The organism is Paenibacillus sp. FSL k6-2145, from assembly GCF_037976585.1.
GTDB lineage: Bacteria > Bacillota > Bacilli > Paenibacillales > Paenibacillaceae > Paenibacillus.
Genome location: NZ_CP150267.1, coordinates 6,842,290 through 6,867,552, shown reverse-complemented (window position 1 = coordinate 6,867,552; position 25,263 = coordinate 6,842,290). Strand labels below are relative to the sequence as shown.

19 protein-coding genes are annotated in these 25,263 nt (G+C 47.9%); 16 read left to right on the top strand and 3 right to left on the bottom strand.

The genetic code is table 11. The annotated features are described in order from the left end of the window. Nucleotides 1-86: 86 nt before the first annotated feature. The 9 genes from NZ043_RS30430 to glsA all read left to right on the top strand — a co-directional run bounded on the left by NZ043_RS30430 (nt 87) and on the right by glsA (nt 11,146). Nucleotides 87-1,418, top strand: a complete 1,332-nt coding sequence (locus NZ043_RS30430) for an extracellular solute-binding protein (protein ID WP_091028675.1) — start codon at nt 87-89, stop codon at nt 1,416-1,418. Nucleotides 1,419-1,503: 85 nt separating this feature from the next. Beyond that, entirely contained in the window at nt 1,504-2,382 is an 879-nt protein-coding gene (locus NZ043_RS30425; RefSeq protein WP_133385473.1) for a sugar ABC transporter permease, read from the top strand. Continuing rightward, nucleotides 2,379-3,215, top strand: coding sequence for a carbohydrate ABC transporter permease (locus tag NZ043_RS30420; RefSeq protein WP_133385472.1), 837 nt, complete (start codon nt 2,379-2,381; stop codon nt 3,213-3,215). Before NZ043_RS30425 ends, NZ043_RS30420 begins: the two co-directional genes overlap by 4 nt. 13 nt (nt 3,216-3,228) lie before the next feature. Next, a complete protein-coding gene (locus NZ043_RS30415) occupies nt 3,229-4,782 on the top strand; it encodes a sugar hydrolase (RefSeq protein WP_339309992.1) in 1,554 nt (517 codons plus the stop codon). Nucleotides 4,783-5,442: 660 nt separating this feature from the next. After that, nucleotides 5,443-7,104 (top strand): sensor histidine kinase, encoded by a 1,662-nt coding sequence (locus NZ043_RS30410; RefSeq protein WP_339312916.1) that lies wholly within the window; start codon nt 5,443-5,445, stop codon nt 7,102-7,104. 10 nt (nt 7,105-7,114) lie between these two features. After that, on the top strand, nt 7,115-7,909 hold the full coding sequence (locus NZ043_RS30405) for a LytTR family DNA-binding domain-containing protein (RefSeq protein ID WP_091028680.1): 795 nt from the start codon (nt 7,115-7,117) through the stop codon (nt 7,907-7,909). A 180-nt stretch (nt 7,910-8,089) separates the two neighbouring features. Continuing rightward, on the top strand, nt 8,090-9,325 hold the full coding sequence (locus NZ043_RS30400; protein ID WP_339312914.1) for an OFA family MFS transporter: 1,236 nt from the start codon (nt 8,090-8,092) through the stop codon (nt 9,323-9,325). A gap of 260 nt (nt 9,326-9,585) precedes the next feature. Continuing rightward, nucleotides 9,586-10,068: a GNAT family N-acetyltransferase gene (locus NZ043_RS30395; RefSeq protein ID WP_133385468.1), complete on the top strand. Its 483-nt coding sequence runs from the start codon at nt 9,586-9,588 to the stop codon at nt 10,066-10,068. Between the two features lie 136 nt (nt 10,069-10,204). Next, on the top strand, nt 10,205-11,146 hold the full coding sequence (gene glsA / locus NZ043_RS30390; RefSeq protein ID WP_091028684.1) for a glutaminase A: 942 nt from the start codon (nt 10,205-10,207) through the stop codon (nt 11,144-11,146). Between the two features lie 224 nt (nt 11,147-11,370). Here glsA and NZ043_RS30385 read toward each other — a convergent pair whose 3' ends face one another. Both NZ043_RS30385 and NZ043_RS30380 read right to left on the bottom strand, forming a co-directional pair. Further along, nucleotides 11,371-11,712 carry a YolD-like family protein gene (locus NZ043_RS30385; RefSeq protein ID WP_062835342.1) on the bottom strand — a complete coding sequence of 114 codons (342 nt, stop codon included), beginning with the start codon at nt 11,710-11,712 and terminating at the stop codon, nt 11,371-11,373. Continuing rightward, complete coding sequence (locus NZ043_RS30380; protein ID WP_339309991.1) at nt 11,709-12,953, bottom strand: DNA polymerase IV; 1,245 nt, start codon at nt 12,951-12,953, stop codon at nt 11,709-11,711. Before NZ043_RS30380 ends, NZ043_RS30385 begins: the two co-directional genes overlap by 4 nt. An 857-nt stretch (nt 12,954-13,810) precedes the next feature. Here NZ043_RS30380 and NZ043_RS30375 point away from each other — a divergent pair. From NZ043_RS30375 to NZ043_RS30350, 6 genes are all read left to right on the top strand, one after another. Continuing rightward, on the top strand, nt 13,811-16,036 hold the full coding sequence (locus tag NZ043_RS30375; RefSeq protein ID WP_289389772.1) for a hypothetical protein: 2,226 nt from the start codon (nt 13,811-13,813) through the stop codon (nt 16,034-16,036). Nucleotides 16,037-16,062: 26 nt separating this feature from the next. Then, nucleotides 16,063-17,271, top strand: a complete 1,209-nt coding sequence (locus tag NZ043_RS30370) for a HEAT repeat domain-containing protein (RefSeq protein WP_091018251.1) — start codon at nt 16,063-16,065, stop codon at nt 17,269-17,271. 22 nt (nt 17,272-17,293) lie between these two features. Continuing rightward, complete coding sequence (locus NZ043_RS30365; RefSeq protein WP_176872555.1) at nt 17,294-18,694, top strand: glycosyltransferase; 1,401 nt, start codon at nt 17,294-17,296, stop codon at nt 18,692-18,694. Between the two features lie 276 nt (nt 18,695-18,970). Next, nucleotides 18,971-19,774 carry a response regulator gene (locus NZ043_RS30360; protein ID WP_339309990.1) on the top strand — a complete coding sequence of 268 codons (804 nt, stop codon included), beginning with the start codon at nt 18,971-18,973 and terminating at the stop codon, nt 19,772-19,774. Nucleotides 19,775-19,929: 155 nt separating this feature from the next. Continuing rightward, on the top strand, nt 19,930-21,297 hold the full coding sequence (locus tag NZ043_RS30355; RefSeq protein ID WP_124116107.1) for a nucleotide sugar dehydrogenase: 1,368 nt from the start codon (nt 19,930-19,932) through the stop codon (nt 21,295-21,297). 8 nt (nt 21,298-21,305) lie between these two features. Further along, nucleotides 21,306-22,229 carry a hypothetical protein gene (locus NZ043_RS30350; protein WP_339309989.1) on the top strand — a complete coding sequence of 308 codons (924 nt, stop codon included), beginning with the start codon at nt 21,306-21,308 and terminating at the stop codon, nt 22,227-22,229. A 259-nt stretch (nt 22,230-22,488) separates the two neighbouring features. Here the strand turns inward: NZ043_RS30350 and NZ043_RS30345 are convergent, their stop codons facing one another. Next, nucleotides 22,489-23,361, bottom strand: a complete 873-nt coding sequence (locus NZ043_RS30345) for an AraC family transcriptional regulator (protein ID WP_339309988.1) — start codon at nt 23,359-23,361, stop codon at nt 22,489-22,491. 549 nt (nt 23,362-23,910) lie between these two features. Between NZ043_RS30345 and NZ043_RS30340 the strand changes: the two genes are divergently transcribed. Beyond that, nucleotides 23,911-25,095, top strand: coding sequence for an LLM class flavin-dependent oxidoreductase (locus NZ043_RS30340; protein WP_339312912.1), 1,185 nt, complete (start codon nt 23,911-23,913; stop codon nt 25,093-25,095). Nucleotides 25,096-25,263 lie beyond the last annotated feature (168 nt).

The following is a 25,263-nucleotide window of genomic DNA, read 5'->3' as shown; positions in this document are numbered from 1 at the left end:
ACGAGCCAAAGCAAATGCACTTTTGCCCACAGTATGATGAGAATGTGCACAAAGCAAGAATAAACATGAATTGGGGGAATGACAAGATGAAAAAAAGAAAACGACTGTGGTCCCTAACTTTGGTACTGCTCATGATGTTTCTGAGCGCATGCAGCTCCAGTAGCGAGGAGGGGGGCGGTACGGATACCAATAACGGGAGTATAGATGATTCAGAAAAGCCAATTACGCTGACGATGATGCTTTCGGGAAACAAGGCATCCGAGGGAGAGGATTTTGAGCTGGAGACCTTGCCGCGCCTAGTCAAAGAGAAGTTCCCGAACATTAACTTGGAAGTACAAAAGTTGCCTGATGATCAATACAATACATCTGTTCGAACCAAGCTTGCGGCTGGACAGGGACCGGACATTTTCTGGATTTTCCCGAAAAATGCGGCTGGCGGTGTCATTGATTTTGCAAAGGCAGGCTTCGCTGCGGATCTGTCAGATCTGAAGTTCTGGGACAACATCAGCCAAGGAGCGAAGGAAGATATGTCCTATGAGGGTAAACCTTACGGCGTGGCCGAAGGACTGGACTTCCTCGGCGTTTACTACAACAAGGAGTTGTTACAGCAGGCAGGATATTCCGAGTTTCCGAAGGATTGGCCTTCGTTTCTGGATTTGTGTCAAAAGTTGCAGGCAGCGGGCGTAACGCCAATTGCGATGGGAGACAAGGACCCTTGGATGATCCAATTCGGAATGTATCCGATTGCAGCCAATGTCGTGTATCCAAATGAACTGGATTTTGATGTCAAACTGCAGAACGGCGAAAAATCGCTGACTGATCCAAAGTGGGTTCAAACCATATCCAAATACAAAGAGCTCTATGATAACAACTACGTCGTCAAAAACTCGCTTGGCATTGGTAGTGCCCAATCTGCGCAGTTGTTTATCGACGGGAAAGCAGCAATGACCTTTACGGGAACATGGGATTATGCCTCCATGACGTCCAAAGGCGCTACCGATTTTACTCGCGGATTCGCTTCATTGCCAGGTAACGAGTCGGAACAGCCGGTGTTTGTATCTGCTGCAACATCTGCCGGATACGCTTTGAACGCCAAATCGGCAAACCTGGATGCAGCCAAGGAAGTACTGAACTACCTGTTTGATGGTGAATCAGATCTGTTCAAAGCATTTGTGGAAGCCAACAGTTCCATCAGCGTGTATAAGGACGTAGAACTTGAAAATGAATTGTTCAAGGAAGTGAATGACAACTATCAACAAACTGGAAATTCCGTCTACTTCAGCAACCAGATGTGGCCAGCTGGAGTATCGGACGTCATGCAGGCAAAGTTTGCCGAAATTATTGCTGGACAGAAAACAACACCAGAAGATGTGGCAAACGCCATGGAAACCAAGTTCAGAGAGCTGTGGAAAAATTAGAACAAAACGATGCTGTCTGCTGTAAAGGGGAGAATGATTGTCCTTCTTCCCTTGCCGCAGGCCCTCTTGGAAAGGATGGAGCAGGATGAGCTCTACTGTAATGAAAAAGTCCATGTACTGGTTTGCTTTGCCGGCATTGATCTTCTACCTGACCTTCTGGATCTTCCCGATCCTGCGGTTGTTCCAGTACAGTATAACGGACTATAACGGGTACGCCCAAGCCTATAACTATATCGGTTTCGACAACTATAAGGAATTGTTCCGGAGCGACATCCTAGGCATTTCTTTAAAAAATACACTGATCTATACGTTCGTCACCGTCATAGCTGGCAATATCATCGGTTTGGCAATGGCATTGCTGTTAAACATGAAAATAAGAGGAACCGGGATTTACCGTTCCCTGGCGTATATTCCCACTTTGTTCAGTGCGATTGTCGTCGGCTTTTTGTGGAGCTACGTCTATATGCCGGATTACGGGCTGATTTCTTCCTTTCTCGATAAACTGGGTATCGCAAATGAACTGAATTTCCTGGGTAATTACTCGACCGCACTGTATTCTATTATCTTCGTGGAAATCTGGAAGACGATCGGAACGACAATGATTATCTTCCTTGCAGGACTACAGACTGTTCCAAGCGACCTTTTGGAAGCCGGACGGATTGATGGCTGCGGCTCATGGAGATTGCTGCGACATGTGAAGATTCCATTACTGGCAACAGCGATTACAATCAACGTGACGTTAAGTTTGATCAATGGACTCAAAGCGTTCGACTTCCCGTTTATCATGACGAATGGCGGTCCCGGCACGGCTACCAACACGCTGATTTATACCATATACAAGATGGCATTTACCGAACAACTCTTTGGTAAAGCTTCGGCTCTTGGTGTCATTTCCTTTGCCGTAATTATCGTCATTACCGCTGTTTTTGTCCTGAAAATGAACAAACGGGAGGTGTCGGCATGATGCTTCGTAAAGTTTTGGGGAAAGGGTCCATTCAGGTTGTCGTGTTGTTGGTGATGGCGTTAAACCTGATTCCGTTAATTATTGCCTTTTCGACATCACTCCGAGATCCAAGCAACAACACAAATCCGCTGGTCCTGTTCCAGGAGATGTCCTTTGCAAGTTACAAGGCTGCCTTCGACCGCATGCACTTTCCGGAAGCGCTATGGAACAGCGTGGTGTTAACCGGCGTATCGGTTGTGTTCGTTGTCCTGTTTGCGGCGATGGCGTCCTACCCGATGGCCCGTTTGAAGACAAAGCTAAGTAAGTTCATGTATTTGTTTTTTTTGTCCGGACTCGTGGTACCTGCGCAAATGGTATTGATACCGATTGTGCAAATGATCAATGCGCTTCATATCCCAACGAATCAATATACGCCTATTTTCATGTTCATTACGTGCAGTCTGCCGTTTTCAACTTTCCTGTACACGGGCTTCATTCGAAGCGGTGTGCCTGAGGAGGTAGAGGAAGCGGCGCACATCGATGGGGCGGGATTATTCCAACGGTTCTGGACCGTCGTGTTCCCCTTACTCATTCCAGTGACGGTTTCGGTCATTATTACGCAAGGTGTCTGGATATGGAACGATTATTTCTTCAATATGATCTTTATTTCCAGCGCAGGAGATTCACCGTTACCGCTGGCCATGCTCGGATTTTTGGGCGATCAGCAAAATCCCACGCAGTGGAATGTCCTGTTTGCAGCGTGCTTTCTGTGCGCGCTACCGTTGCTGCTGGCGTTTCTGTTCCTGCAAAAATATTTTATCGGTGGTATGACCGTTGGGGCGGTCAAAGGATAAGGAGGACACTGCAATGAGTGAAAAAGTGATAAACACAGCCTGGCTGGAAAAAGCGCAGGGTCTGATGCCGGAGCTTCGCCAGCAAAAGGTCTATCCGGAACATATCGTGAGCGCAATTCCGGATGCGTCGGCTTTTCAGGGATGGCGTATCGAACCACTCGGCTTAGCAGAACACTTATCTGATCAAGTGTTGTGCAAGGGAGACATTGTTACGCTGGATTTCGGGGAGCATCTCGTCGGTTATCTGACCTTGTCGCTTCTTAACGAGCGCAGTAATGCAGATGCACCTCTCAGGTTGAAGCTCACATTTGGAGAAATGCCCTGTGAGGTCGGTGAGAATTTTGCAGAATATTCGGGTTGGCTTAGCCGTTCATGGCTTCAGGACGAAATCGTGAATGTGGACGTGTTACCTGGCGCGCTAACACTGGACCGTCGCTATGCCTTTCGGTATCTGAAAATCGAGGTGGTAGAAACGTCGATCCGTTACGATATTAGAATTAACAATATATATTGCATGACGGTGACTTCAGCAGACATAGGGGCAGTACCTCAATTGCCTGAAGGTATCGACACGGAGCTGCTGGAAATAGATCGCGTGTCCGTGAAGACACTCCGGGATTGTATGCAGACGGTATTCGAAGATGGACCGAAGCGCGATCGACGTTTATGGATCGGAGATCTTCGCCTTCAGGCCCTCGTCAATTATGAAACATTCGGCTGTAATGATCTCGTCAAGCGCTGTCTCTATCTCTTTGCCGGAACAAGATTGGAGGGAGGCCAAGTAGGAGCCTGTTTGTACGAACAGCCGGAACCGTACGTGGATGACATTTACCTATATGACTATGCGTTGTTCTTTATTGTGACATTATGGGACTATTTTGAGGCTACGAAGGACAGGGGAACGTTGGAAGAACTTTGGCCGGTCGCTCAAGAACAGATTGAGATTGGGCTTAAACGACTCAATGAGCGGGGCATCGTAAGGGATGACGATACATGGTATTGTTTTCTGGACTGGCATGAAGAACTAAATAAACAGGCTGGTGCTCAGGCAGTTCTCATCTATAGTATGAAAAGGGGCAGATCAATTGCCAAAGAACTAGGGCTGCCTGAGTATGAGGAATGGATTAACGCACACATCAAAGACGCTGAGCAAGCAGCCCTCACATATCTGTGGGATGGTGATCAGGGGTTTTTCGTCAGTGGTGAAAAAAGACAGGTATCCTGGGCATCGCAAGTATGGATGGTTCTGGCTGAGATCATGGATGCTCCGACGGCCCGGCAATTACTTGATCGGTTAACGGGTAACGGAGAAGCTATTGGCATGACCACGCCGTACATGGTTCATCATTATGTTGATGCATTGCTTATGTGCGGGGAAGAGGAGAAGGCACTGGAGCAGATCCGAAGGTATTGGGGCGGTATGCTGAAGGATGGAGCGGACACTTTCTGGGAGCTCTACGACCCGGACGACAAAACGTATTCTCCTTATGGCAGCAATTTGGTCAACAGTTATTGCCATGCTTGGAGCTGCACACCAAGTTATTTTATCAGGCGAAATTTTTTATAATTTTGGACTTGAGGTCAACCGGGAACGTCTGGTTGGCCTTTTTGGATTAGTTTCAGGTAGCATAGAGCCTGCCATGGCCTATTGTTTTTATTTATCTGTTTTTGTTCGTACCGTTAAAAGAACGAGTGGCTATTAATGAAGCGATAAATACGAATATTAAAATAAAGTTATATGGGTTTCCTTTAAGTATGTAGACTTGAACGATGAGTGTCAGAGTTGAGATGCTTAAGATTATTCGCAGGACAATCGCCGATGAGCGATCAGGATGATGGCTTCGTTTGGAGATAAAGTACAGGGTGTACCATAGAAAACTAAAAAGCAGAAGTGAACCCAGGAGTAGAATGGCAAGCATGCATGAACACCTTTCTGTAATTAATTTCACTCAATAATTGGAATAACATGACAACTAATTATAACATAGGTTTTTCTGGAATCGCAGATTTTCATAGAAGTTAAGGGATGAACTATTGTGTGCTTGGTGCAGTCTTGTTGATGCATTTTCACAAGATGGACTTTGCTTTCCTCTGGGGGGAGCGGTAAACTGTTGCATACGAGTATAAGAGCCTTATGGTTTAATGTCCTGGATGTTCTTTCAAAAAGGCGTGGCTGTGTCGGTATGCATGTTATTTTCAGACAGATGTGGAGGAAGTACGATTGGAAATGTTTACGATGCTGCTGGGTTTATTTGAACGGGCGGCGCTGTTGATTATATTTTTATTCTTTCTGTCGAGGGTGCCGAGATTTAGGCAGATTCTGCAAAAGGGGAAATTAAGGTGGCAGGAGTCTATTGCGGTTACCTTGTTATTCTGTGCTTTTGCCATCTTCGGGACATATACGGGCATTAATGTTGAAGGTTCACTGGTAAATGTGCGGATCATCGCCGTGTTATCGGGTGGTATTTTGTTCGGAGCGCCTGTGGGTATTATTACGGGGATTGTCTCCGGGGTGCATCGGTATTTGATCGATATGGATGGCGTCACAGCCATACCTTGTCTCATCACAAGTATTCTTGCGGGTCTGGTCTCCGGATATATACATAAGTACACGCCCAAGCCTAAGCGATGGATTATCGGTATTGGTGCCGGAATGATCTGTGAAACGCTCACGATGTTATTAATCCTGCTATTTTCCTATCCCGATCCACTGGGTGCCGATATTGTTTCGAAGATTGCGCTGCCTATGATTCTGGGTGAAGTCAACATTGGGCTGATTGTGCTCTTGGTGCAGAGTGTTGAAGGGGAAAAGGAAATGATTGCAGCTCGTCAGGCGAAGCTCGCGCTGGAGATTGCAAACAAAACCTTGCCGTATTTCCGTTCGATTGACGAGGATTCTCTGCGCAAAATCTGCCGGATTATTCAGGAGGATATTCAGGCTGATGCGGTTGCAATTACGGATACCCGGAATGTACTGGCTTATGTAGGATTTGGTGAGGAACGATATCATATCGGTAATGAAATTATAAGTGAGATGACCAAGAAGACGATATCCAGCGGGGAGATTACGATCAGTAATGATGTCATTGATGAAAAAACACCCGATATCCACTCGCTGTTAATCATTCCGCTCAAAGAACGAGGAGACATTACAGGTGCGCTCAAAATCTATTATCGCAAAGCGTACAAAATTACGTATCCATTACAAACGATGGCTGTAGGTCTGTCGCAGATCATCTCAACCCAGATGGAGGTATCGCGGGTAGAGGAGATCAAGGCTGCTGCCAACAAAGCGGAGCTGCGTGCGTTACAGACAACTATTCATCCTCATTTTCTGTTTAATGCGTTAAATGCGATTGCTTCGTCCATCCGAACCAAACCGGATCGAGCACGCGAGCTGATTGTGAATCTATCCGGGTACATGCGTTACAATCTGGAGCTGTCGGATGAGTTGATCGATATTCATAAGGAACTAGAGCAGGTCCGTAATTATGTAGAGATTGAGAAAGCTCGCTTTGGTAGCCGACTTAACGTGATCTATGACATTGATGAGGTCGCGGTGCATATTCCGAGTCTTGTTATCCAACCGCTCGTCGAAAATGCAATTATTCATGGCATTCTCAAGGTCAAAGGACCCGGGACTGTTCGAATTCGGGTACAGGATTATCCGGAGTTTGTGCGAATCAGTGTCAGTGATACAGGGGCAGGCATCAGTGCAGATATTATTGAACGTGTCTACCATGACCGTATGCCTGGTAACCAGATCGGGCTATATAATGTGCATCGCCGCGTTAAGCTTATCTACGGACAAGGTGTAACCATTACAAGGCTGGAACAAGGAACCGATATTTTATTTGATGTGCCCAAAGGAGATGTCGTAACAAGGTGATGATGGATCAATGAGAGCTCTTATTGTGGAAGACGAGATTCTGGCAAGTGAGGAATTGAATTATTTAATCCAGGAACATAGTCAGATTGAAGTGGTGGATCGCCTTGAAGATGGGCTGGATGTACTGAAGTTTTTGCAGGAACAAGAAGTAGATGTGATTTTTCTCGATATCAATATTCCCTCGCTGGACGGTATGATGCTGGCCCATCATATTGGAAAGTTTGCAACGAAACCCTACATTGTATTTACTACGGCGTATAAGGAACATGCAGCGGAAGCCTTTGAGTTGGAGGCGTTTGATTATATTCTGAAGCCGTATGACGAGAAACGAATTGCTGCAATGCTCCATAAGCTGGAGATGGCTTTCAAACGTGATCATACGCAGGTGGAGCAACATGTTGAGGATGGACCAGTTACTATGATGGACGGATCTGCTGCGCAGGGTGAACTGGTACGGGATATGAATTCCCATACGGACAGAAGAATTAATCTGCTGCGGAATGACAATATTATTGTTACGGATACGGCAGATATCTACTATGCGGAAGCGCAGGAGAAAGTGACGAAGGTATATACCAAAAATGGGGAGTTCACCATGCCAGTGAGTATATCGGATTTTCACAGCCGTCTGCCACAGGACACGTTCTTTCGCTGCCACCGTTCGTACGTCGTAAATCTGTCGCAAATCCGTGAAATTGTACCTTGGTTCAACAATACGTATCTGCTCCGTCTGCGCGATTTGGAAGCTGAAGTGCCCGTGAGTCGTGGGAAGGTCAAAGAATTCAGGCAACTCATGCGCATCTAGAAGCATTTCATTCCGCATCTGATGCAACTCATGCTCAAAACGGTGTAATGAATCCCCTTTCATGTATGATTAACTTGTGAACGCATTCATGTATATGACATCGGCAAAGGGGAGATCACGATGAAAGCAACCATTTCATCCGTTTCATCAACACCTGAATCAACATCTGCACCTACAAAAATGAACCGCTGGCTTATTGTTTTGGGGACCATCATTGTACAAATGGGTCTTGGAACCATCTATACTTGGAGTTTATTTAATCAACCGTTGTCTGATCGTTTCGGATGGGACGTCAGCTCGGTCGCGATAACTTTTTCAATTACCAGTTTTGCTTTGGCTTTTGCCACATTGTTTGCAGGTCGGTTGCAGGAACGTTGGGGTCTTCAGCGCCTGATCCGTGTAGCCGGGGTTGTGCTTGGGTTGGGTCTCATTTTGAGTTCTCAAGTCACCTCGTTAACACTGCTGTACATTTTGGCTGGATTTGTTGTTGGTTTTGCAGATGGTACGGCGTACATTACGTCACTGTCTAATCTGATCAAATGGTTCCCGGAGCGCAAAGGTCTGATCTCGGGGATCTCGGTCGGCGCCTTTGGTACCGGTAGTTTATTGTTCAAATATGTGAACTCGGCATTAATTGGTTCCGTTGGTCCTGCTCAGGCATTTATGTACTGGGGCATTATCGTTCTGGTTCTGGTCGTTGCGGGATCATTCCTGATCCGTGAAGCGGTTGTTCGTGAACAGGCTCCGGCAAGCAAGGAAGGATCCAAACAAGTCGTGGCGCGTCATGATTACACGGTGAAAGAGATGCTGCGTACAAAAGAAGCGTACATGCTGTTCGTTATTTTCTTCACGGCGTGTATGAGTGGCCTGTATCTGATCGGTATTGTCAAAGATATCGGTGTACAGCTCGCTGGACTTGATGTAGCTACCGCTGCAAACGCAGTGGCCATGGTTGCGATCTTTAACACGGCAGGACGTATTATTCTCGGTGCGCTGTCGGATAAAGTAGGACGAATGAAGGTCATCGCTGGTGCGCTGCTTGTTACAGCCGTAGCTGTCATGACACTTAGTCTGGTTCCACTGACCTTCGGGATTTTCTTCGCCTGTGTCGCGGCCGTTGCATTCTGCTTTGGCGGTAACATTACGGTATTCCCGGCAATTGTGGCCGATTACTTCGGACTGAAGAATCAGAGCAAAAACTATGGCGTCATCTATCAGGGATTTGGATTTGGTGCCTTGGCAGGATCATTCATCAGCGCCCTGTTGGGCGGATTCCATCTAACCTTCATCGTGATTGCCGTACTCTGCGCTGTCTCGCTGTTGCTCGCACTGATCATCACCCCTCCAGGTCAAAATCGTCGTGCACGTCAACGTGAAAAACAGATGAACCTTAACCCTTCATCACGGGCAAGCTGACACATGCACTGGAAGTACGGAACAGAGAATATTTCTTCATCTTAAAAAGCAAATTAAAAAACAAAGTAAACAAAGCGGTCTCCAGACGAGGCCGCTTTTTGGTATCTACAGTTGTCAGATTGCTGACTTGTTGGCCTAGCGGACCATCTGGCTGCCTGCGAGCGTGGTGCCCTGTGTGCATTCCATCATTCGCATCTGTTATACTCTAGATGAATTCATCAAGACTAAGACCAAGTTATGTACCCCAGAGGAGGCATATCATGAAGTTCATTAAATACACACAACCTGATTTTGATGATTATTATGCATTGGTTTCCAATATGGAAGTAATGAAACAGATTACAGAACGTGCAATACCGGAGCAAGAGGCGAGAACGCAATTTGAGTCCATGCTGGAGTTTAATGAGCGTTCCACTTGCGGACATTACCGGGTATTTAGTGAAGATGGTGCCGGTGTGGCGTATGCCAAATTGATTCCGGATCAAGAGGACCCGACCAAGGCTGAGATAGGTTACATGATCCTGCCTGAACATTGGGGCAAAGGTCAAGGCACATCCATAGCATCACGGTTGATTATTCAGGCACAAGCCGCAGGGATTGGATCACTCTATGCAGTTATCGATCCGGGTAACGCTGCTTCCCGCCGGATCTTGACCCGCCAGAATTTTGTATCCACCTGGACAGGCGATTACGATGGTCTTCCCGGCGAGATTTTGGAGTTGAATCTTCAAATGAAGCGGTAAAGGAACTGTTCTGAGGGTAATCAGATAATATATGGCATCTTGCATGATGCAGATGGGGCTCATTATCATTATGGTGCATGGGTTCAACATTTCATGCAAGATGCTTGCTTATATAGAGATGTGGAGGAGATGACATATGAGCAATTCAACCATGGAACGTCTGAATGCATTACTGCCGGAGTGGCTGGAGACCAGTCGTTTGCACACCGGTCAGGGTAAGGTGGCTTCTTATATCCCAGAGCTTGTCAAAGCCTCTCAGGATGAGCTTGGTATACATATCATGGACGCCGAAGGAAACCATGTGTCGGCAGGGGATTGCGGTGTTCCATTTACGATGCAAAGTATCTCCAAAGTATTTACCCTTATTCTGGCCCTGATGGATCATGGGGAAGAAGCGGTTTTCTTTAATGTAGGAAAAGAACCGACAGGCGACGATTACGATTCGATGATCAAGCTTGAATTGGTTGAACCCGGTATTCCATTTAATCCATTGATTAATGCAGGTGCGATTACGGTGTCCTCGCTTGTTGGAGGAGACTGTAAGGAAGAAAAATCACGCCGCATTCTGGAGTTTTTCCGCAAACTGGCGAATAATGATCAGCTGGGCTATAACGAAGAGGTATTTCAGTCCGAATCGGAGAGCGGTCACCTGAATCGTTCGCTTGGTTATTTCCTGAAGCATAATGGCGTGATCAAGGATGACGTGGAAGATGTACTCGCCGTGTATTTCCGTCATTGCTCCATTGAAGTTACCTGTGCTGATCTGGCACGAATGTCACTTGTTCTGGCTTATGATGGAACAGATCCAATTACGGGCAATGAACTTATTCCTCGCCGATATGTACAGATTGCCAAAACCTTCATGACGACCTGTGGGATGTACAATGCGTCAGGCGAATTTGCCATCGAGGTAGGTTTGCCCGCCAAGAGTGGTGTATCTGGAGGCATCTTGACCCTTGTACCAGGACAATTCGGCATTGGTCTTGTAGGCCCGGCTCTGAATCGCAAAGGCAACAGTATTGCTGGCGTACACCTGCTCGAGCGTCTGTCCAAGGAATTCGACTGGAGCTTTTTCTAAAAAGTTTTCTGAAAAAAGTCATACCCTCATATGTAGCCGATGAATCACATATCCGATATTTTGCTTCTTTTGAACGAAGTGAATGTTGGGGATATGTTTCGTCGGCTATTTTTGGTATTCATCAGGATGTGTAGGAAGGCAGTCCTGCATGGTAACGACCATGCTGCATCTATCATGGAACATCCACAACATCGAGGTGGGTATATACGCCTTCATTTATTAATTCAGTCATTGGCTAGGGCCACATCTGTAATGAGGTTCATCTGAATATCCCGGGACCCATCTTCCATCAGTAGTCTGAGGGTCCGGGCAGGACGGTCCAGCCGAAGCACCTGCCCCGTGTAACGGATATCGTCATGTTCGTGAAACAACGTAATAGTGACCCTATCTCCAAGCATCATCGAGTTGCTGAGCAAACGGGACATTTCTTCCGCGGCCTGGGCATCCAGGGATGGGCGGGTACGAGGAGCAAGTTGTTCCTGATGAAGAATGTAAGCTTCCCGGTGTTCGGGGAGCATCATGCGTGAGGACTCGAAGATACCGTTTTGCTGCAATTTTTTACTCATTTATAATGACCTCCAATTTTATGAGAACGTTCATGGGCTTGCGCGGACGAGCAGAGGGAGGATGCCCGCATGATGGCGGTATCTCCGTACCTGCGCTTGATATCATCCGTGGCACGTTCCAATTCTCTTTTACGTTCACGGTCATCAAACCAGGACAGCTGTACTTCAGAATCGGGTACAAGTCCGGTCAATGACACGCTGATGCGGCGGATGGGTAATCCGTCCCAATGGCGCAGGAACAGAGCTGCTGCCGCATCGTATACTTCATCCGTAATATTGGTGGGTTCATTCACCTTCATCTGGCGGGAGAAACCGGTTGGCCGATCATAATCCTGTCCGCGACAACCAACCGAGACCACATGGCCCATGAGTGATTTGTCCCGGGAACGTCGACTGACGAGTTCCGCCAGTTCAAGCAGTACCACTTTGATATCTTCCCAAGAGTCATAGTCCCGGGGCAGCGTCATCTGATGTCCGATCCCCTGCTGCTGATGAGTATATGTCCCGGGTTTGACCGGGGAATCGTCAATACCGCGGGCGATACGCCACAGTACCTCGCCATTCACCCCCCAACGTTCTCTCAGTCGGGACAATGGGGTCTGGGCCAGATCACCGATCGTATGGACGCCCATCTTGTAGAGATGCTGTGCCATGCGGGAACCAACCATGAACATGTCTCGCACAGGCTTCTCCCAGATGGTTGAAGGCAGATCTTTGCGAGGCAGCGTGCAGATGCCACTAGGGACTTTTTTGGCATATAGATCACAGGCCATCTTGCTAACGACCTTCGTATCACTGATACCGATCCGAATGTACACACCCGTCTCATCCATCACCCTCGATTGAATGCTGCGGGCAATCGTCTCGGGACTACCGAACAGATCCAGGCTTCCGGTGACATCGAGAAACTGTTCGTCAATACTATAGGGTTCCACCAGATCGGTGTAAGACTGAAGGATACGCGTAATATGAAGGGACACCCGAATGTACTCGGCCATCCGAGGGCGAACAACAACAACATCCGGACATTTGGCAAGCGCTTCGCCTAGTCGTTCTGCTGTCGTAATTCCATAGGACTTGGCGAGTGGACAGGCCGCAAGAATAATACCCGAACGGCGCGCCGGATCTCCCGCAACAACGAGGGGGCGGTCCTTGTATTCGGGGTGTGCAGACTTCTCAACACTGGCATAGAATGACTGGCAGTCTGCCAGCATGATGACACGTCTGTCTTGGCGGGGCATAAGACGTCTCTCCTTATCCGTGATGCTAAGCTCATCTGTTAAGTATCAATGATCTTCATTTGAACATCGATAATTAACAGTTTATTTACAGTATGGAACAAGTGTTCTTGTTTTATAAGCATATCCGACAATTCGAAATGCAGCAACCGGAATTATTTTGCAAATTGGACACAATTATGGGTTAGCTATATTAGAGGCAGAAATTAGGAAATAAGATGTGCTTTTTTACATTTAATGTGAGAGATCTGTGACCTCTGGGTGATGACCGGGCGTTCATTTGGGTTTTTGTAAAAGGGTTATAAATGGGCACAGTCCTATAGAGGGGGACTGATGTCCTTTTTTGATTTTCTGCATTTTTCAGAAAACCTTGATGTGACGCGGAATATCGCTGATGCGTTATCGGACTATAGTATCAATTTTGTAATCTTTATGGTTAATACTGTAAAAAGGTCCGCAACTTTAAAATATAACTCGCGTTTAATGGGGTATGTGTTCAAACGGCAAACGTTGCCTGTACCCGCGTTGCACATAACAATAAAGGTTCCAGAAGTGCAAGATCAGCAGGGTATCTAATCCATGCGATTCCAGCAAATATTAGTGTTTGGGAATCAGACGTATTCTGGAGGCTTTCGGATGCTAGTTGATGGCGCTTTTTACGAATTATGGGCAGAATGTTCCATTTCATGTTTGCTTCCATCAGCCTAGTTACAAATGCAGAGTCTTAGCGCTATAGTGAGAACTACACCGCTGACATCTCTACCAAGCGGACATCCGAAGCGGAATGATTCGTAAACTTCATGTTGGACCATTCGATGTTGAAGCAGGATGCATATTAGAGAGGTGAGCAATCTAAAGACATGAGCAGACAAAGACGAAGACGCTGGCTATTAACGGTGTTGACAGGAGCAGTGGTGGTGACCGGTGGGATATTTGCCGGATGGCACTATATGCAACCCAAGCTCGTTACGTACACAGCGGAGAACGGCACGGAGATGAAATTCAAGACCGATGGAGACCGGTTCATGGAATACGGGCCAGATGGAACGTGGAGGGAGATGTTCGTCAAAGGTGTCAACCTGGGCGCAACTTCACCGGGGCATTACCCGGGAGAATTCCCGCTGACCAAAGAGGATTACTTGCGGTGGTTCCAGCAGATCGAGGATCTGGGAGCCAATGTAATCCGGGTATACACGGTTCACGAACCCATTTTCTACTCCGCATTAGTCGAATATAACCGCGGCCGGGAGCAACCGTTATATTTTATACAGGGCATATGGTCACCTGAAGAAGAGTTGATTGAGAAACAGGATGCCTATGCAGCCCATATTGAGCAGACGTTCAAGCAGGAGATTGAAAAGGCCGTATCTGCTGTCTATGGCGATGCGGACATTCCTGCCAAGCAGGGAGAGTCCAGCGGCAAATACAAAACGAATGCAGGAAAATACCTGATGGCCTGGCATGTGGGGACGGAATGGGACCCGGCCATGGTAGACAACACAAACGCAAAACATGCGGACGTGCCGCAGTACAAGGGAGCTTATTTCTCGGCGAGTCCAGAAGCGTCACCGTTCGAGAACTGGCTCGCAGAGTTACTGGATCATACGGCGGTCCTGGAGAAGAAGTATGGATGGGAACATCCGATGACCTTCACCAATTGGGTAACGACCGATGTGCTGGATCATCCCGGCGAGCCGCTGTATGAAGAGGATCTCGTCAGTGTGGATGCCCGACATATTCAGCCGGAGGCATGGCAGGGAGGTTATTTTGCAGCCTACCATGTGTACCCGTATTACCCGGATTTGTTCCATATCGATAAAACACTCCAAACGATCAAGGATGAGAACGGTGAGTACAACACGTACAAAAGTTATCTGCGCAAGCTGAAAGCCGAGTTTTCCGATATGCCTGTAATGATTACAGAGTATGGCGTACCCTCTTCTCTTGGTATTTCCCATCTGGGTATGGGAGGACGGAATCAGGGTGGACATAACGAAGTAGAGCAGGGAGATATTGACGCGTCACTGACGCAGGATATCTATGATGAAGGATACTCGGGAGCGATTGTGTTCATGTGGCAGGATGAATGGTTCAAGAAAACATGGAACACGATGCCACTGGAAATCCCGGCTGATCGCCGTGCATATTGGCTGAACGTGCTGACAAACGAGAAGATGTTTGGTCTGCTTGCCATGGACCCCGGTAAACAGGAACAGTTGACCATCGACGGATCACTGGATGACTGGAATGATCTGAAGGATGAAGAGGTCACGACCTGGCAGGGCCAAGTGGACGGCATTCAGGAAATGAAGATGACCCATGATGAAGCTTATCTGTATATTGGGCTGACCTTGGATCAACCGTTTGACCCGGCTAAGACAGTGTTACGAATTGGGACCGATACACTTGCTGGAGGCAGTCAGCCTGACAAGTTACTCCCGGGCCGGACGCTCAGTGATGGTCTTGAGACGGTGATTACACTGGGGCAGGATGAAGAATCACAGGTGGAGATTGCCAAGGATTATGACTTTAATCAGCGTCTGTACGGCAAAGAAGGATACGACATGCTGCCAGATCAGCAGTCAGACTCCGCAGATCCGTTCCACCCATGGAATCTGGCAGTCAGCCTGAGGATGACACCTCCGGATACCCGATCTGCTCAACCGTTCATGAATGAAAAGGTCGGAACATTGAAGCGGGGAACGACGGCTCCCAGTCAGCCCGATACGGATTCATTAACGGCATGGCAGTATAACGGCAATCAGGTGGAGATGCGAATTCCCTGGATGCTGCTCGGGTTCGGTGATCCGAGTTCGCTGCAAGCGATCGACTATGGGCCGCTCAAGAATGGACGTGAGTTCTCCACAGTTGCTGTGGAAGGTGTTACCCTCATTCCGTGGTTAACGGACCGCGCCACGAAGAAAGTATCTTGGCCTGGGGGTGAACAGACGACCCTGGATCTGAAGACATTGCCCGTATATAGCTGGCAGCCTTGGGAGCAGGTGCAGTATAGTGAACGCCTGAAGCTAAGCTACGAAAAAATGAAGAAGAGCTATGAAAAAATTCCTAGTTTTCAGATCGAATAAATGAGTATAAAGGAGGACCTTTTCACATGTTTCCAAGTTTGGCTTTGGCCTATCTGTTTTTGTACATCTGTATCGCACTTGTTGTTGTAGGCGTCATCGTATTGTTTGCCATGAAAATGTCCCACAATGGCAAACGACGCAAGACGGCGTTTTATGAATTGAAGCAGCGTGACTACTTCACCTATCTGCAAACGGCCTTGACCGAAAATAGTCCGCTCAAATTGCCACCAGGCAAACTGGCTCCGCTGGAACGCAGAGTCATTCAGGACAGGCTGATTGAATGGATCGACCAGTTCAAGGGTGAGTATCGTGATAAATTAATCGCACTATGCCGTGAAGCAGGATTCGTAGAGCATGATCTGAAGGAACTGGGCCGTCTGCGTTATGGTCGCCAGATTGATGCGGCTTATCGCTTGGGTGGCATGCGTTGTCCCGAAGCCGTTCCGGGTTTGATGGAATTGCTGAAGGATGAGAAACCGGGCCCGATGGCCATTATGATTGGTCGGTCCATCTCCAGATGTACGACTCGGCAAGGTGAACTGAAAGACATGCTGGCATTGCTGTTAACGAAAGGTAAGTCCATTCACCATCTGGCAGCAGATATTCTGCTCGAAACGAGTCTGGATACGAGCAGAATTCTAATTGAATTGCTGGAAGACCGGAATCCTGATTTTGTTAAAGTCGGACTGGTTGCTATGTGGGGACAAGCTGTACCTGAAGTGATGCCTGCACTCGACAGACTGGTAGGCGCAGAACATCAGGATGTACGTGCCGAAGCGGTGAAGCTGTATCTTAGCGCAAGTCCGGCGCTCCGGGATGAGACGATTCTGAAGCTGATTCAGGACCCTGACCCCGAAGTTCGCGCCGAAGTGGTACAAGCGCTTGGTTCGAAACATGCATCTGGCAGCATTCCATTACTGCGCAAAGCGCTGCGGGATGAAGACTGGAGAGTTCGCTATAACAGTGCGGAGAGTCTGAGCAAGCTCGGTGAACCGGGATTCGAAGCGCTGTGTCAGGCTGCGGTGCAAGGTACAGTTGCTGAGCGCGAGATTGCGATGCAGCAGATTGAGAGTACCATGCAGCACACGAGAACCGATGACAGAGCTGTAGAGCAGATGATTGCACATAACAAAAAAAGACTGCTGTACGATCGCTATTTTGGCCCTGTCCGAGAGAACAGAACCAGCAAGAAACGCACAGGTGTCGCTACGGTAGGAGGGGATTACACTGCTTAGGGATCTACTATTAATCTACGGCATGGTCGCAATCTACTATGTTGTTTTTGTAAATACGCTCTATTTTTCCATTCTGGCCTTATCGTTCCGTAACATCTGGACGATCTTCCGGCGGTCGCATTATTCCAAATACAATACATTGTCAGGCTCGGAACTGGTTCCTTCAGTATCACTGCTGGTACCGGCATACAACGAGGAATTGACGATTATTGAAAATGTGAACTGTCTGATGACGCTGAATTATCCAACATATGAAGTCATTGTTGTAAATGATGGCTCCAGTGATGCGACACTGAATATCCTGTTGAAAGAATATCGTCTGAAGCCAGTACCCAATACGAAGATTCGGGGTAAGATCGCCTGTCAGAAAATTCGTGGGATCTACCACAATCCAGAGTTCCCGGATCTGTATGTCATTGACAAGGAAAACGGCGGTAAGGCCGATTCCCTCAATGCCGGGATCAACCTGTCCCATTATCCGTTGATCTCTTCCATCGATGCTGATTCGTTGCTGGAGAAGGATGCCCTGATCCGCATGGCTCGCATGTATATGGAGAATCCGGAAGAGACAGTAGCCATCGGTGGAGATGTAAGGATCGCTAATGGCTGCAAAATTGAAAACGGGGCAGTGCAAGATGTATCGCTGCCACGCAAGATCTGGCCCATGTTCCAGTCGATCGAATATCTCAAAGCCTTCCTGGGTGGACGGATTGGCTGGAGTCACATGAACGGTCTGATCATTGTCTCTGGTGCCTTCGGCATGTTCCGCAAGGACGCAGTAATCGCCGTAGGCGGATACCGGGATGGTTATCCTGGGGAAGACATGAACATCATCATTAAACTTCACCGTTACATGCTGGAAAACAAATTGAAGTATCGCATTGCCTTCTGCCCTGAGGCTGTGTGCTGGACGCAGGCACCGGATTCCTACCGGATCTTGTCCAGTCAGCGCAAGCGCTGGGGCCGTGGGAACCTGAAGAACATGCTGGAGAATCGGGGCATGCTGTTCAATCCGAAATATAAGGTTATGGGTATGGTGACCATGCCATATAACGTCCTTTTTGAAGCGTTGAACCCGTATTTCCGGATTACCGGACTTCTGGCACTCGCCGGATATGTCCTTCTGGATATGACGCAATGGCCGATTCTGGTTCTGTTCGGACTGCTGAACTTTGTGAGTGGTTATCTGCTGAGTGTAGGCGCACTTGTCCTGGAGGAGATTGCTTTCAAGCGTTACAACAAACTCTCGGATCTGGTCAAAATGCTGGTCTACTCCGCGCTGAAATTCGTAGGTTACCACCAGCTCGGCGTATTGTGGAGGTTGCAGGGACATGTGCAGTTCATGCAAAACAACAATTCATGGGGTACCATGACACGCCAAAGCTGGTCCGAGGATGAGAAGAAAACAAGCGAAGCCGCTTGATTAAAGAATAATCAAAGCAATTATATGTCCAACTAGACATTTACACGATAACGGAGAGGGCAGAAAAAGCCTGAAGAAGCGAAGCGTGCACCTAAAAGCTTTCTGAAAGAAAGCTGCATCGAAAGCATACGCTTATTCCCGGATTTCCCCTTGTATAAAGGAATCAAAAAATCTGGGGATAACAGTGATCGTAAGGTTGTTCTGTCATCGGAGTGTCAGTGTAAATAACATTTTTTGGACTTATATAGATAATCGAGGAGAAGGGTGGAAAAGAACATGCCAAATACGGCGACATTGCAGCGTGAGGCTGCCGTTAATGTGTACCGAAGTGTAGAACAGGGATTGAAGGAAACGGGTGCCGAAACATGCGGCTTAATGTTCATCCATTGTGCAGGAAACTCTCAACCTGAGCAGCAGGTCAGGACACATCTGGAGCAGACGAGCGGGACAGCCTTCCAGGTGTGGAAGGATGGGGCCACTCAGGCGATTGCCGTCCTGCTGCCAGGGTTGTCACTGGATGAAGTTCATTATGAAGGACTTCGGATCAAGCATGAACTGCAAGAGACTGTACCCGGTGCCGATCCACAGATTACACTGGCGAGTTTCCCGGAAGGGGAGCGCCCTTCGAAGGCAACCATTCAGCATATGGCTGAATCCTCGAAGCTCGTAGATTCGTCGGAGATTCATATCTACACGCTGGACACTACAGCGGACGAGCCGGAACGCATTTTGATTGTGGACAACGATCCTACGGTACGCGAATTCCTGCAATTGCGGTTGAAGATGCAGGGGTACGAAACCTATGAAGCTGTCGATGGACTGGCTGCACTGGAGTTGATCGAGAAGGTTACACCAGACCTGGTGCTCACGGAGCTGAATCTGTATGGCATCGACGGTCTGCCATTCATCCATCATATCCAGAACCTGGAGATGGAGCAGCCACCCAAAATTGTCGTGTTGACCGAGCAACGTGTCGAGCAGACGATTAGTCAATGCTTCCGCAGCGGCGTGGATGATTACATGACCAAACCGTTTTCACCTGTAGAGCTGGATGCCCGAATCAGACGCTGCCTGCATTAGAAGATAGCTTGAATAAGCTGATTGTGTGAAGTGCAAAGAAAGAGCTTTTTTTACACTATGAATCAGATAGATTAGAGCAACATTTAGAGCACAGACACTCATCTATTTATATGGATTTTAAGCACCAACAAAATACACTGCCCGGAGGGAATATCATGGAGAATCAACAATTCCACACATTACTGAATGCGATTGAAAATAAAGAAGCTGTACTCGGCGTCGTCGGGCTCGGTTACGTAGGACTTCCACTTGCCGTGGAAATGGTCAATCAAGGTTTCACGGTAATCGGAATTGATCTGGATGCGTCCAAAGTAGAAAGTATCTATCAAGGAGATTCCTATATTCACGATATTTCGTCTGATGAGTTGAAAAAAGTAATGCAAAGCGGTCGTTTCCAGCCAACGACAGATTACAGTATGCTGCGCGTGATCGACGCACTCAGTATCTGCGTACCGACACCGCTTAGTGAAAATCAGGACCCGGATACGTCTTACATCGAGACGGTTGTGGATCAGATCAAACTGCATATGAAACCAGGCATGCTGATTACGCTGGAGAGCACTACTTATCCAGGTACAACCGAAGAGCTGATCCAGGATGAGCTGGACAAAATTGGACATGAAGCAGGAAAAGATTACTTCCTGTGCTTCTCGCCTGAGCGTGTGGACCCGTCGAACGGACGTTTCACAACATTTAATACGCCGAAAGTGATTGGGGGCACGACCGAAGCTTGCTTGAAACTCGGAACAGCGTTATATAGCAAATATGTAGAAACTGTAGTACCGGTATCTTCACCAAAAGTGGCTGAGATGTCGAAACTGCTGGAGAACACATTCCGCAGTGTGAACATTGCCTTTGTAAATGAAATGGCGATGATGTGCGATCGTATGGGCATCGATATCTGGGAAGTTATTGACGCGGCGGCGACGAAACCATTTGGTTTCATGCCATTCTATCCAGGCCCAGGCATTGGTGGACACTGCATTCCACTTGATCCGATGTACCTGTCATGGAAGGCCAAAGGCTTCCGTTTCTATAGCAAATTCATTGAGCTGGCGCAATCTACCAATGACAACATGCCATATTATGTCTTGAACAAAACGTCAACGATTCTGAACGAATACGCTAAATCCGTACGTAAATCCAATATTCTGCTCCTCGGCATGTCCTACAAACCGAATATTGCCGATCTGCGTGAATCACCAGGACTGGAAGTATATGAACTGTTCAAGGAAAGTGGAGCTAACGTAAGCTACTACGACCCACATGCGGATTCCTTCAAGGACAAACATGGCGAGACCGTACACAGCGAAGTGTTCAATCTGGAGCAGTTCAAAAAGTACGATTGCATCGTGCTGATCACCAACCACAGCGATTTGCCTTATTTTGATATTGCCGAGATGGGTGTGCCGATTCTGGATACACGTAATGCGTTCCGTTCGTACACACATCCGCATATTTACAAGATTGGTCACTCGGTACAGCATCCTGTGCTTGAACCAAGTGAAGCGTTGCTCGTCTGAGGAAATATATGAGGCAACGGGGCAAACTGGTGGGTATGGCGAAATGGGCCATTCTGGCTGTGGTGTTGTGCCTGCTGCTTCTGTCCTGGATGTTCAAATGGTTCTCGGCAGAGGAGCATAAAGCGACCTGGCTGTGGGACGCGTCCATTATTGCAGAACAGACGCCTGAGATTATTGCCTTTTCCAAAGAACAGGGCGTGGATACCATCTTCCTGCAAATCCAGGATGAGGTGCCTGACGCAACATACCGTAAATTCATTGCGGCTGCAGGGCAGGCCGAGATTGAAGTGCATGGACTTAACGGTCATGCAGACTGGGCCTATGAGGAAAAGCGGGATGAAGGGCTTGCTTTTATCGAGCGAGTACGAGCATACAATGCAGCTTCGGCCAAGAATGAACGCTTCGAAGGCATTCAACTGGATGTGGAGCCGTATCAGCTGAAGCGCTGGGAGAACGAGGAGAGCAGCGTCATTGCAGAGTGGCAGAACAACATGAAGGCCTGGACAAAAGCCGGCGAGGATGCCGGACTGTACATGAGCGCTGCCATTCCGTTCTGGCTTGATGCACGTCAGTCGGCTGAAGGTGAGGGTACATTCAGTCGCTGGGTGATCTCCCACTTCGATGCGGTGGCCATTATGGCTTACCGGGACAGTGGTCAGCAGATGTATGATCTGTCCAAGGAAGAACTGGACGAAGCGGATGATCTCGGCAAGAAAGTCTGGATTGGAGCGGAACTCGCGGATACACACGAGGGGGATCACCTGACCTTTTTCCGTAAACCGGTTAGCAATATGAATGAAGAGATGGCAAAGGTGTTTGATCTGGGTTCCTCTCATTCTTCTTTTGCGGGTGTGGCTGTGCATCATTATGAAGCATGGTATGCCAAGGAGAATGGTATTCCGCTTGCACGTAAGGATGAGGAGAAGGAATAGCGTTACATCAACGTAAAAAAAGTTCCTCGTTTTGGTTACGTGCAGTCAAGACTATAGTATAGAAAAAAGGCAAGTCCCGGGTTGAAGGGGCTTGCCTTTTTTGTGGTGGATTTCGTAATGGGTTTTGCAGCACTAGGATGTGCAGGATATGAAGCACAGGAGTCCATTGTAATTTGCTAAAGGCGACATCTTACACAACCATACACAAGGCGTGGTGCATAAGGCATGGATTATAGGCTGGGAGCGAAAGGTCGCTCCCTCATTCTTTCGTGCTCTCCGCTGTGCGATAGCGATTGGGCGGCAAACCGACTTGCTTTTTGAACGCTTTGGAGAAGGAGAACAAGTCCGGGTAACCTACGGAATGAGCCACTTCAGTTAAGCTTAGCGGCGTCTGCACCAGCAGGCGTTTGGCCTGATTCATTTTCAATTGCTGGATATATTGCACAGGGGACAGACCATAAGCTTTGCGGAACTGTTTGGCAAAATGGGTTCGATCCACACCCGCATGAGCGGACACACCTTCCACGGAGATGCCGCCTGCAAAATGAATGTCCATGTATTCCTTGCCTTTCTGAAGCCAAGGTGTGGCCGAATCCGGTTGCAATCCTTTGGTTGCAGGGGAACGGGCTATCCGGTCAAAGAGGCTTAGAAAACGGGTGAGTCGTCCCAGATCACTCGCTTCGTCCTGCGGTTTGCGAACATCCTCCATGAACGAGCGCATGGCATTTGCAGTCTCTGGGGCAAGTACACCTGAACGGTACGGTGAGTCGGGTGTAAGTCCAATTCGGGAAAGCAGTTCCGATGCATGTGCGCCATCAAATGCAATGAATATTTTCTGCAACGTGTTCTCTGGATCAGTCCAGTACTCATGGGGAACATGTGGAAACAGACAGAATGCATCCCTGGCTCGAAGGGCATGACGCTGTCCGTTCTGTATGAATGTACCTTCCCCCTCCAGCACAAATAGCAAATAATGATAAGGCGTAGTACGCGGGCCAATATGATAGTTGGTCTTGGCTATATTGCGGCCAATGCGAATCGGCCAAGCGCCACCAGCTTTCTCGAATTCAGATGGAGTGAAGAAAATAATATCCAAAAACTCATGGTGGTCCTCCTTCATGCTCTCGGTCATCAGGAACACCTCTTTATTGTATAAGTATCGTTTGTAGATTTTAAAAGTTTCACTTATAACCTATTATACAGGTGGGTTTTATACATATTCAAGATCGCGAAGACCTAAATCTGAGAAAAGACCACAAAATGACAAAATGAAATTGCCGCGAAATGACATTGCTCACAGACAAATCAATTGTTATGATGTCCATACCTATTAAACCAAGTTAATTAATCGGCATTTGAGTGTGTACTTTGAAAATGAGTTAGAAATTAGGCGCACTTTAAAAATAAGTTTCAAGAGTGCCAACGTAGTGGAGGGGACGAAATCGATTCTGAAGAAGCGAAGCGGTCGCCTGAAAGCTTTCTGAAAGAAAGCTACATCGGAAGCATAAGCTATCCTTGAATTTTTACCTTTAAAAAGGAGAATCAAAAAAATTCAAGGATAACAGTGATCGGAAGAACGATTCGTACCCGGAACGTCAAGGAGGCGTAACGGTAACTTTTTTTAACATGAGACTTTATTTATTCATAGAAGGGATTGACTTTTGTGAGCGAACAGGAAGAAATGAAGTTTGGATGGTTTTTGCCTACAGCAGGGGATGGTAAGTATGTAGGGGTTACCCCAGAGCGTGAGCCAAGTCTTGATTATCTGGTCGATGTGGCACAGACAGCGGAGAAGGCAGGATTTGAATTTGTACTGATTCCGACAGGGGGAGCCTGTCTGGACGCATGGGTGGTTGGCTCGGCTGTGATGAGTCACACGAAGACATTGCGTCCCCTTGTCGCCATTCGCCCGGGATTGGTTACACCCGTACTCGCTGCACGCATGGGAGCGGCACTGGATCAGCTCTCTGGTGGTCGCGCCATGATCAATGTGGTAACAGGCAGTTCTGTTCGAGATCTGGAGGAACTCGGCGATCCACTGGCACATGCGCATGATGAACGGTATGTCCGGGCGAGCGAGTACATGGAAGTGATGAAGCGTTCATGGACCCAATCGACGGGACTGAATCTGACGGAGTTTGCCGGAAGTGGTTCAAAATCTGGTGCAGATGCACCCAGCGATCCCAATCCTGAATTTAACGGCCAGTATTACAACTTCAAAGGACCGGTAGGCATGCCGGAGACGGTGCAAAATCCGCATCCACCATTCTATCTGGGAGGAAGTTCTCCGATTGCCAAAAAGGTCGCTGTTGAACATGCAGATACGTTCCTCATGTGGGGCGAGCCTCATGACTGGATTCAGGAGCAGATCGAAGAGATTGAGGTCATCCGTCAGCAGGTGAAAGAGGAAACGGGACAAGATCGTCAGCTCCGTTACGGCATGCGTGCTCAGGTGCTCATTCGGGATACCGAAGAAGAAGCATGGGCAGCAGCTTGGGAGATTATAAGCAAAGTACCACCAGAAGCGATTGAGAAAGCCAAAGCCGCTTTTGCCGAAACGGATGCAACCAACCAACGCAGACAGAACGAGTTACGGGAACTGTCCGAGAAGCAGCAGTTTGTCGTAGGTCCCAACCTGTGGACAGGCTTGTCTGTTGTGCGTTCCGGCGGCGCGATCCTCATTGTAGGTACAGCCGAACAGGTCGCAGAACGTCTGATGGAATATGGAGATCTCGGCGTTACAACCTTCATTCTATCCGGTTACCCGCATCTGGAAGAGGCCGAAATCTTCGGCCGGACCGTGATGCCGATCATTCGCGAAAAATGGAAAATAAGACAGAAGCAGCATTCCGTTACTACTAACTAAGTAAGTTCAACTAATCTTTTTATACGAAAACGGAGAGGACAGAACCGATCTGAAGAAGCGAAGCTAAAAGCTTTCTGAAAGAAAGCTACTTCGTAAGCATCATCTTGCCTTTATCCCCGGATTTTAACCATTGAGAAAAATGATTCAAAAAATCTGGGGATAACAGCG